Origin of the sequence: Xenorhabdus thuongxuanensis (genome assembly GCF_001908095.1) — a bacterium.
GTDB classification, from domain to species: domain Bacteria; phylum Pseudomonadota; class Gammaproteobacteria; order Enterobacterales; family Enterobacteriaceae; genus Xenorhabdus; species Xenorhabdus thuongxuanensis.
Window position 1 is genome coordinate 1 of the sequence record NZ_MKGR01000045.1, and the last position, 10,169, is coordinate 10,169.

Here is a 10,169-nt window from a genome sequence, read left to right on the forward strand (position 1 = left end):
AAACAACCATTTCAGTTATGGACGAATGGCAGTTTTATTCCGCTGGGATCGGAACGGCAGCAAGAGGCGCGCCGCGAGGCACTGCGGCAGCGGATTAAGAAGATTGGTGAAATGAGGAAAAATAATGATGAGTTACAACGGCATATCACTACATGCAATGATTAATTATCTCAGTCAGGTTGATGAGAAATTCATGCTAGAAAGGGTTGGGCCATATGAATTCCGTTGCTTTGTGCGGGGCGGTAAGTTGTACGGTGAGTATGAAAATACCGGCACGTTGTTTTATGTCGTAATGCACGCGTTTAAGCCATATTACGAGCAGTATATAACTGAAATAACAGAGAAAAGAGAGGCATTCAATCAGGTTTTTCCCAATGTGAAAGTGCAACTGGACAAAATCACCAATAGCGGAAGTATGCGGCACGTGTCCTATATGATTTTTGATGAAAAACACAATGAAGTCATGGCCTACAGAGACAATAGAATGCAGTCTGAACGGCTAGCTGAGCATTATAACGATACGGGACATTATCAGTGCAAGATTATTCCACTTTATGCGCATGTGGAGAGTTTTGATGTGGTTCAGGAGGGACAAAAATGAGAATCAATTTAGGCAAATACGTGATTACCTCGGATAGCCGATCATACACGCTGAATAAAAAAACGGTATCGCAGACAGGAAGAAATGCGGGGTACGAGTCTTTAACGCCATTCAGGTATTACACCAATCTGCATCAATTAGTCCGCGATGTGATCAGAATGGAAGTGGATAGTAATGATATTAGAACGTTGCAGCAACTCAGCCAGCGAATTGAGGAAATTGCGGAAAATCTGGCAGCGAGGATTGCCTTATGATCACCTTAAATTTAACCCCTGAAATTGTTAATAACATTAACCGTAAATTTGTTTTAGATTTATTCGTCTGGCAGCAACGCTGGAAGGCCAATCAATATCACCGGAACCGCTTTTTGCATAAATGCAGACAGATAGGCGCTGATCATTATTTTGTGCTGGAAGCGTTAAGCGATTCCTGTCGGACGGGGCGAAATAAATTTTTTCTGTCCAATAAGGAATTTTTGCCATTTTTTGTTCACTACCTTGCGCAGTATTTCCCAAGTCAACAAGCATATTTAACCGAAAATGCCGAAGATATTCATGGGGTAAGGCTCAGTAATGGCGCTGAAATCCGCGTTCTGCATGAAAATAGTTGTCCTGTCAGCCTGTACGGTGATGTGTATGTATCGGAATGGGCTTATTCCGATGATCCTATTCAGTTGATACGTCTGGCGTTGGGGTTATCAAACCATCAAAAGTGGCGAAGAACGTTTTATTCCTCCAGAGACTCGGGGGATAACGGCGCGGCGGCTTATAAAGCATTCTTTACCCTAAATCGTGTGAAGGGTGAGCCGGCTTTTTTCGATACGGTCACGTTGTTTGATGATGTTGAAAGTCGCTTAGATGAGGAACGGATCCGTAACATGTGGTCACCGCAAGCATTTGAAGAGCTGTTTTTGTGCCGTTTACCTCATGCGCGTTGGTAATCAGGGAGGATAACAGAATGCTGCTTTTCGGGTGATTCAGCTTGCTGGGCTACGTTAGGCTGGCATGACGTCAAATGATGATGTGTGACATGTCACACCATAATAAAAGCATAAACAAGTGCGCAATTTCTAGACATAATGCGCCTTGATATGCTTCAATCAGAGAGATTAACTCACACTGTTGAGAGTGTTTACAATATGAAATCTGGCAAAAATAATATTTCTTCCATCGCGGCCACTATGGCGTTATCGCTAGCGCCCGTGCCTGCTGATAATGTGGGGAGTTACATAGCAACCTCACCCACGCAGAATACGTTAATGTTGCAGGATGTTAATCAGTCTATGGTGTATATGCCGATTGATGAAGCCCAGCAATACATTGCTGATTTGGCTAATCGTATGCGAGGGCATTTGCGGAATTTGCGGGCTGAATGGGAAGAAAAACGCATTCCCATTGATGATAAGAGTCTGTCTAAGTTTGCCAGAGAAAACCAGCATTACTTCACAAAACATATCACGTTTTGCACAGCTTTGGTGAAAGCCTCAAAAGAGGCATTGAGTCAAACGACCGATCAGGCACTTCGAAAAGAGATTATGCAATTTGGTCGGGCAGCGGCGGATTTACGTTATACCATTGAAGAAATTCTGACGTTTACCAAAAACACGCACGAATCACCGAAAGTGCTTGAGGTCGCAAGCCAGTTTAATAAAGAAGAGGTTCAGGCGTTGATCCGTGCTGAACATCAGGCACTGGGTCTCGATAAACCTTCTTTTCATTGATGGTGATATTGTGGTTACTGTTTCTATTCATAAAGACATTGAATTACCTGCGGTTGCCAGACGATACGCCAATCTTTTGAAAGACTGGAAAAACGGCGGATTGAGACCGGCTATTTTTGGTGATGAGGGGCGCTGGGAAGATCATGCCTCCCTTTGTGCTTCTTTCGTGTTCAAAATACACATTAAGTTACCGGATGAAGAACCGTGGCCGGCGAAGATGCCTGTTGCGGCGCGTAAGAGTAATAGTTATCTGGTTTATACGCGCCATTGGTGTGAGCCGGAAAAATACCAGCTTATCAGCATCATGACGCCAAACGCGCATAAGCTTGCCAGAACGTCCTTTTTATCGGTATTGGTTGACCGTGCTGAAGATTTCCAGAATAGCTAAATACTGTTTGTAGTGCCGAGGGTTGTTTGCCCGATTAGTTGAGTAAACAAAAAGGCGGGTTATACCCGCCCCTGAGTGCTCAGCTTCAGCTCAGAAACCGTCAAATTCATCAAATGCTTTTTTCATGTTAACTCCCTTACATACCTTCCACTTCACTGAATCGTGAGTCATGGTAAAAACATCTCTCACAGGTCGCTAGTCGTCAAATCGATAAGCTTTTTTTCATCACGCAAAAATACACAACATTGCACAATTTTTTTTGACACGCCAACCCCACGCAAGACCAGTTCCGGTAAAGTCTCCCCGCCGATGCACAACTGCACAAAAACACGCCCCTTTTGTGTGCGGGCGAGGCGGGGGAGCAAGCGCGCGCGGTGGGGGTTGAAATGAATTAATTTCATTTGAGATTGTATCTGTTGAAAATGGGGCATTAGGGCGCATCAGTGCGATGCTGGGGCGGGAGGGAGCGGGGGGACGCACACAGCGCGATAGCTACACGCTGTGTTAATGACAGCGGCGTTATGACTGACCCGTCAGTGCATCCAGCAAGGCATAAGGGGCAAAGCGTACTATTTCTTCCCCCGCCCAATCGTTGATGGATTTCAGGCTCTCCATGATGGGGCTGAGTTCATTGATAGCAAATACCTTAGCCGCTTTTTCCACATCACCAAAGTTGCCGCCGTTCGAGGGTGAGAATCCCATCAGTTGTGGTGGGACACGATGCATTGCCAGTAAATCATCGCGGGTCGCCTCCTTAACATTGGTAAACTCATCTTTGGCACTGATCTGACTGAATGGCAGGATTTGCAAGCCGTCTTTCTTACCGTTGGCGGCATACACAAACAGGTTCTTAAATGCCCCATCGCGCCGGGATTTTTGCAGGGATTCTTTCAGCTTATCAACCCCTTGCGGGTCAGCCAAGGGATCGGTCAGGTAGACAATCACGCCAGCATGGCTGCCGTTTTCGTAGTAGTTCATGCGAAACATCGTCGCGGAACGGTTCAGGTTAGCAGATAACAACCCGGCCAGATATTCTGGCAGGCCGTAGATTTCCTGATGGATATCCGGATTTATCAGGTGAAAGAGGCTGTCTGGCCGGAATTCAAACTCGTTGTTCCAGCTTTCCACAAACCAGTATTGGCCGGCGTTTTCACCCCGGCGCGTGTACTTGGCAGGCGAATGCCGGAGCGTTAACAACCCGCCTAATCGGTGGGTACGCTTTTCCAGATAGGCATTACCGAACACCAGATAATCCAGTACATAAGCCGCCATATCCTGCCGGGATAATAACGGATGCGGGAGAAAGCAGCCCATGATCACATTGCGTTTAAAATACAACGGTGACTGATGATAGACCGCTGATGAGAACGCTCGCGCCAGCCCATAAAAATCAATCGGGGTTTCATACCAGCGGCCATTTTTGGCGCACTCCATGCAATCCAGCAAGTCGGCACCGGACGTTATCGGCGTGGGGGTATCAAAGGTAAACGCGGCACATTGGGCAACCCCATCAGGCAGATTAGCCCTGGGGTCGTTGGCGGTGTTCGTCTCAGGCTGACTGTCAGCCGGATAATTGGTTTGCATGTTTAAAACTCCGTAACAGAAGACTGATGTCCGCCGGAGTCGCCCGCTATCGGCTCTCCATACAGGACATTCATAATCGACCAGGCAATATCACCGTGATCGATGCCGCGCGTCCGGTCAGCGTCATAGGTGACAATACCGCCCTGCGTAATGATTTTTTTGATAGACATAAATGAGGTGGCAACCTGCTGCATCCCCGCATCATACTCGAGCCGGCCGGAGCGGATTAGCATCTGCGCCTTCATGACCAGCATCCGCTTTAGTGGTGCGGAATATTTCAGTAAGGTCGCCGCTGGAAAGAATTTACAGACCAGTTCATGCACCGCTTCACCCGTACCGCCGGTGCCGTCCAGGGTGATGCCCAGTATATGATAGCGTTCAGTCAGCTTGCGGATTTCCTCCGCCTGCTTTTCAAAGGCCATGCCCCGGAACCGTAAGGCTTCAATCACCCGCCACTTACCGCCACTGACTGTCGGCGGTGACATGACAACCAGCCCCAGCCCGTCACCATTGCCGCCTGTGCCCGTGGGATCGGCACCGATATAAACGCCTTTGTGACCCAAGGGTCGTGGTGCATATGGCTTCCAGTCCGGCCAGACATCTTCGTTATAACCGTCAACGCCACATTGGATCAGCGCGTTATAATCGAACGCCCGTTCACCGGCTTTCACGAAGATGCAGCGGTACAGGTTATTGAAATCTTCCGGGCTGTTTTCGCCCTCGATTTCATCCAAATCAACCCTATCCAGACCCAATGCAATGGCATCATGAATGGTGACAATTTGCCGCCAGATGTTATCGCCGCACAAAACGCCCGGTTGTAATGTTTTATGGCTGAGATCAAAAGTGACTTGCTTCTTGTGGGGGCGGCTTTTGTTGAAAAAGTCCCCTGTCCAGAACGGATAGGCTTCGTGCTCTTCGCTGGAAGGGGTAGAGAAATAAGTGCGCCGCAGTCCAATTTGGGTCGCCATGCCTGCCGCTACTCTACGCAGGTTCATAAAATTACTGACCCAGAAGAACTCATCAAAATAGAGATCACCGGTATACGATTGTGCGGTCGCCGCTGACGTGCCGAGAAAATAGAGTGTGGCTCCGTTGGACAAAATAATCTCATCACCGCCCTTGAGTTCAACGCCGACCTGACGGGCAACCATCTGAATGAATTTTTTGAACTGGAACGCCTGCGCGCGGCTGGCTGACAGAAAAATTTGGTTATGGCCGGTTTCCAGTGCGGTGATCAGCGCTTCACGGGCAAAGTACCAGGTTGCCCCAATCTGGCGCGATTTTAATATCATGCGGTTGCGGCGCTCTTTCTGCTTGTACCAGCGTTTCTGGTACTCAAACAGGGATTCATAAACTTGCGCGTGCAATTCCGCCACTTGTTCCTCAGTGAAGTGGTTTTTCGGTGTCTTCGCCTTTTTCGTGCTCTCTTTTTTTACTTCATGGCGATCAAAGTGTTTCAACTGGCGATAGAGAAAATCCAGCGTCTTAAAATCGTGCGGGGTCAGGGTGTCTTTCGCCTGAATGCGCAAGATTTTTACGGGCAGCTCGTCGCTGACCCGTTCAATCGGGTTGGCATCATCCCATTTATCCCGCCGCCGCCAGGAATACAGGGTATTCACACTGACGCCCAGCCGTTTTGCTATCTGCGCAACGCTGTAAGCCTGCCAATACAAACTTTTGGCTTCTTGTCGGGGATCGTGTGCTGTCGTCGTCATGCCTTTACTTTCCCACAACCCGCGCGCGTACTGCCATGATTGCCATTTGTCACCGTACCGCGACACGGCGAAGGCGTTGAGTGATACGCCATCGGCTGCGAACATAACACCATCAACCGAACACCACTGAAATGGCTTGTTGGAGAAAGCAACCATGCCAAAAACCATTAAATTAACGGTTTGTACCGAGGGAATGACGCTGAACGGGTTTGCCGTCTCTCGCGAACAAATCCAGCAGATGGCAGATAGCTATAACCCTCGTCTGTATGCCGCCCGTTTAAATCTGGAACACATCAAAAGCCCGTACCCTGATAGCACGTTTCGCCAGTTTGCGATGGTGCAGTCAGCACGTGCCTACGAGATCAAAGATGGCCCGTTGCAGGGCAAGCTGGCGCTGGAGGCGACGGTTGAACTGGATGAAGAAAAAGATGCGGCGCTCATTAAGCTGAACCAGAGCGGGCAGAAGGTTTTTTCCAGTATTGAATTTTATTCACGTTTTCCACAGACCCAAAGCGCCTACCTGACCGGCATTGCCCTGACGGATAACCCTGCGGCAGTGGGAACAGAATTAATCAAGCTGAGTGTGCAGGCGCGCGGGCTGCCTGTCAGTGATGACCGCTATTTGTCTGCCTCACTGGAGACCATGGTTGAACTGACGGAAAGCACCGAACAACACAATGCCGCCGATAAGTCCATCGGGGAAAAGTTTGTTTTATCCGTGAAAAAGGCGCTGGGGATGCATCGTGAGCATAACAGCGCCGAATTGAACACGTTGCGTGAGATGGTGCAGTTAACGGCGGAAAAATGCGGTGACGCACTCAACCAACTGCACAAACTGTCACAACTGGAAAGCCAGTGTGCCAGCCAGTCGGAAAAAATTACCGCGCTGGAAACTGAACTCAGTACGCTGAAAAGCCAGCTCAGCCAGCAGGATGATTCTTCGGTGCAGCGACCGGGGGCGAGCGGTTCAACGCAGGTGTTGGCCGATTATTAATTGATTGCTTACAGGAATTTTATCTATGTCACTCAGTAATGAAGGACGTCAGCACTATCTGTCCTACCTTGATCAGCAAGGCAAGTTGAACGGCGTGAAACGCGAGGGCGATCACATTCAGTTGACGGTTGCGCCGGCTGTCCAGCAGAAACTGGAAAAAGCCAAGATGGAATCCAGCCCCTTTTTGAAAGAGGTCAATTCAATCGGTGTAACTGAGCAGGAAGGTGAGAAAATCGGTGTGGGTATCCACCGTACCATTGCCAGCCGCAATACCTCCACCACGGATCGCAGGGAACCGATCAGCGTCCATGAATTAGCAGGCAGCCGTTATCGCTGTGAACAGACCAACTTCGACACCTACATTGGCTATACGCAACTGGATGCGTGGGCTGGTCACCCGGAGTTTCAACAACTGGTGAGCCAGCAGATTGTCCAGCAAGAGGCCAATGACCGCCTGATGATTGGATTTAATGGTACATCCGTTGCCGTGAAATCCGATCGGGAGAAAAACCCGCTGTTACAGGATGTCAATATCGGTTGGTTGCAGCACCTGCGCAACAAGGCTCCGCAGCGTGTAATGAAAGATATTACCCTCACCCGTCGGGATGAAGACGGGAAAATCATCAAGAAAGGCCAGTACGGCAACTATGATTCGGTGGTTTATGATGCCGTGACATCCCTGTTAGATCCGTGGCACCAGAGTGCACCGGGACTGATTGCTATCACCGGTTCACGCCTGACCACACAGAAGAACTTTCGCATCCTGAACCAGCACAGCCAGCATAACCCTAATATGGAGCTGTTGGCGGGCAATGAGCTGATGAAACTCAGCACGCTGGGCGGTTTGCCGGTCTTTCGTGCGCCGTTTTTCCCTGACGGGGCAATCCTGATCACCACCTTTAAAAACCTGTCGCTTTACTGGCAGAAAGGCAAGTATAACCGCTACATCAAAAATGAGCCGGAATACAACCGTATTGCCACCTATGCCCAGAGTAATGACGGTTATGTCATTGAAGATTACGGCCTGAGTTGCCTGATTGAAGGTATCTCGTTTGCGGGTGCCGAAGGCAGCACCGACTAACCACAATTTCCGGTGCCGGCTTATCCGGCATCGGGTCAAGGGGGAATGATGCTGACACCGGCACAAGAACACTGGCAGCGCACCATGGCGGCACGCAGGGGCGATGAACATATGTCATCGGCAACACTGACGGCTTACGAGCAGGTACTGCACCGACTGCGCATCGATCAGGCGCGGCTGTCTGGCCTGCAAGGGAAAGCGCGCAAAGCTGAGTATAAACGCACTGTGATGGCAGCCTATGACGGCTGGATTGACGGTGTACTGGCAGCGGATACCGGTCAGGCTGATGAGGTGCTGACCCATATCATGATTTGGCAGATAGACATTGGCAACTATGGCCGTGCATTGACACTGGCGGCGTATGTCATTCGGCATAACCTGCCCTTACCTGACCGTTATCAGCGCACCATTGGGCCATTATTGGTGGATGAAATTTGCGATCAGGCACTCACGATTTTTGCTACCGGTGACACGACCTTAGATCCGATACCGTTGGACATACTGGAGCAGCTCACTGAGTTGGTTACCCCGCTGGATATGCCAAATCAGGTCAGGGCGAAATTGTTTAAAACGCTGGCCTATACCCTGCGTATCCAGCCCCAACGGGCAGCCCAGGAACGGGCGTTGTCACTGATGCAGGAGGCACTCTTGTTGTTTGCCAATATCGGGGTCAAGAAAGAGATTGAAACCCTGATGCGGGAGTTGAAAAAGTCGGAGGGTACGGTAATACCGCCGTCTGCACCGAAGCCCGCAACGACAGGCAAGAAACCGCCTAAAACCAAGACAACAGCGGAGAAGAAGACATCTTCCCGCTAACAGAATGCACCCCGCGTGCCCGGCGGCACGGTGAACCGAACGGCTTTTAAGCCCTGTCCGTTTTACCGTTCACCGCCGACTTTTCAACAGGTGGATCATGAGCTTAGTGGCAACAAAACAACCCCGCCCCATTGACAACCCGGTGGATATCAATGATGGCGGCGCAAAAGTGATCTCTGGTGCATTCTGGCCGGATATTGTGCTGGCTGATTTGCGCAATTCAATGCGCCTGAATGGGGCGGTGACGACAGAGCGGCTGATGCACATGACCACGGAAGCCGTGTTGGCTGTCAATCAGCAACTGATGGCGTGGCAGCATGAGCAGGAAAGTCACGGTGTGATGTCACTGGAGGCGGCGCTGTCGCCGACCATCAATGGCACTACGGCGCATGTGTTCCGCTATCGTCATGCGGTGTACAGCTTCACTAAAGCGGCATTGATTGAAAACTATCGCGACATTGACACCACACGCGATGGCGAACGACATGCTGACGCACTCGCTACACAAATTGATGACCTGCGCCGTGACGGGCAAAACGCCATCAGGGATATTTTAGCTCAGCCTCGCATGATAGCGGAGTTGGTCTGATGCAGGTCAGGGCGTTTCAGGGGGATACGGTGGATCTGTTGTGCTGGCGTCACTATGGCCGCACGCAGGGCGTGGTTGAGCAGGTCTTGGAGGCGAACCCGGATATCTGCATCACAACACAACTGGCTGCCGGGCAATGGGTTGAGCTGCCGGATGTCACTCCGCCGCCCAATCAGGACATTATTCAATTATGGGACTGACAATGAAAGAACATCCTGATTTATGGGTTGACATACTCAACGGCCTGAAAAACTCGTGGCCGCAGATATCTGGCTCTGTTTTAGCTGCATTGATTTGTTACGGGCGCCTGATTTATGACGGCGTGGAACGAAAGAACCGCTGGGTTGAGGCACTGCTATGTGGTGCGCTGTCATGGAGCGTCTCCAGCGGATTAGAAATGTTCGGCATTCCTGCCAGTTTTGCACCGGCTATCGGGGGTGCCATTGGGTTTATTGGTGTTGAGAAGCTACGTGAGCTTGCTGTTCGTGCCATTAATAAACGCTTGGGGGATAAATAATGAATTACACGGATGCCGTTCTGTCATTTGATTTATTTTTGGGTGATTTTGGTGACGGTTCTGAACGCTGCCTGAAAGACACGATCGGTATAACCCGCAAATCGGCTCGTTGTCATATCTGCGATGAAATCATCCCCCTGAAATCCATCGCCAGATTATCA

At 50.0% G+C, this 10,169-nt stretch carries 14 protein-coding genes; 11 read left to right on the forward strand and 3 right to left on the reverse strand.

Annotation, left to right across the window (positions count from 1 at the left end):
- Positions 1-124: 124 nt before the first annotated feature.
- The 5 genes from Xentx_RS17270 (at position 125) to Xentx_RS17290 (ending at position 2,709) form a co-directional block, all read left to right on the forward strand.
- A complete protein-coding gene (locus tag Xentx_RS17270; protein WP_139292523.1) occupies positions 125-601 on the forward strand; it encodes a hypothetical protein in 477 nt (158 codons plus the stop codon).
- Complete coding sequence (locus tag Xentx_RS17275; RefSeq protein ID WP_074021756.1) at positions 598-855, forward strand: DUF5405 family protein; 258 nt, start codon at positions 598-600, stop codon at positions 853-855. The genes Xentx_RS17270 and Xentx_RS17275 overlap by 4 nt, the downstream gene beginning before the upstream one ends.
- A complete protein-coding gene (locus tag Xentx_RS17280) occupies positions 852-1,541 on the forward strand; it encodes a terminase large subunit domain-containing protein (protein WP_074021757.1) in 690 nt (229 codons plus the stop codon). Before Xentx_RS17275 ends, Xentx_RS17280 begins: the two co-directional genes overlap by 4 nt.
- Before the next feature lie 198 nt (positions 1,542-1,739).
- Positions 1,740-2,321, forward strand: a complete 582-nt coding sequence (locus tag Xentx_RS17285; RefSeq protein ID WP_074021758.1) for a hypothetical protein — start codon at positions 1,740-1,742, stop codon at positions 2,319-2,321.
- Positions 2,322-2,331: 10 nt separating this feature from the next.
- Positions 2,332-2,709: a type II toxin-antitoxin system YafO family toxin gene (locus Xentx_RS17290; RefSeq protein WP_074021759.1), complete on the forward strand. Its 378-nt coding sequence runs from the start codon at positions 2,332-2,334 to the stop codon at positions 2,707-2,709.
- A gap of 185 nt (positions 2,710-2,894) precedes the next feature.
- Here the strand turns inward: Xentx_RS17290 and Xentx_RS17295 are convergent, their stop codons facing one another.
- The 3 genes from Xentx_RS17295 to Xentx_RS17305 all read right to left on the reverse strand — a co-directional run bounded on the left by Xentx_RS17295 (position 2,895) and on the right by Xentx_RS17305 (position 6,011).
- The gene (locus tag Xentx_RS17295) at positions 2,895-3,110 is read right to left on the reverse strand and encodes a hypothetical protein (RefSeq protein WP_139292524.1); all 216 of its coding nucleotides are present in this window, start codon (positions 3,108-3,110) and stop codon (positions 2,895-2,897) included.
- 118 nt (positions 3,111-3,228) lie between these two features.
- Complete coding sequence (locus Xentx_RS17300; protein ID WP_083601061.1) at positions 3,229-4,293, reverse strand: phage portal protein; 1,065 nt, start codon at positions 4,291-4,293, stop codon at positions 3,229-3,231.
- A 2-nt stretch (positions 4,294-4,295) separates the two neighbouring features.
- Positions 4,296-6,011, reverse strand: coding sequence for a terminase large subunit domain-containing protein (locus Xentx_RS17305; protein WP_074021768.1), 1,716 nt, complete (start codon positions 6,009-6,011; stop codon positions 4,296-4,298).
- Between the two features lie 154 nt (positions 6,012-6,165).
- Between Xentx_RS17305 and Xentx_RS17310 the strand changes: the two genes are divergently transcribed.
- From Xentx_RS17310 to Xentx_RS17335, 6 genes are all read left to right on the forward strand, one after another.
- Positions 6,166-7,005, forward strand: a complete 840-nt coding sequence (locus Xentx_RS17310; protein WP_074021761.1) for a GPO family capsid scaffolding protein — start codon at positions 6,166-6,168, stop codon at positions 7,003-7,005.
- A gap of 25 nt (positions 7,006-7,030) precedes the next feature.
- Complete coding sequence (locus tag Xentx_RS17315; RefSeq protein ID WP_074021762.1) at positions 7,031-8,086, forward strand: phage major capsid protein, P2 family; 1,056 nt, start codon at positions 7,031-7,033, stop codon at positions 8,084-8,086.
- Positions 8,087-8,131: 45 nt separating this feature from the next.
- On the forward strand, positions 8,132-8,902 hold the full coding sequence (gpM, locus tag Xentx_RS17320; RefSeq protein WP_139292525.1) for a phage terminase small subunit: 771 nt from the start codon (positions 8,132-8,134) through the stop codon (positions 8,900-8,902).
- A gap of 97 nt (positions 8,903-8,999) precedes the next feature.
- Complete coding sequence (locus tag Xentx_RS17325) at positions 9,000-9,491, forward strand: head completion/stabilization protein (RefSeq protein ID WP_074021764.1); 492 nt, start codon at positions 9,000-9,002, stop codon at positions 9,489-9,491.
- Complete coding sequence (locus Xentx_RS17330; protein ID WP_074021765.1) at positions 9,491-9,691, forward strand: tail protein X; 201 nt, start codon at positions 9,491-9,493, stop codon at positions 9,689-9,691. The genes Xentx_RS17325 and Xentx_RS17330 overlap by 1 nt, the downstream gene beginning before the upstream one ends.
- 2 nt (positions 9,692-9,693) lie before the next feature.
- Positions 9,694-10,008, forward strand: a complete 315-nt coding sequence (locus Xentx_RS17335; RefSeq protein WP_074021766.1) for a phage holin, lambda family — start codon at positions 9,694-9,696, stop codon at positions 10,006-10,008.
- Positions 10,009-10,169 lie beyond the last annotated feature (161 nt).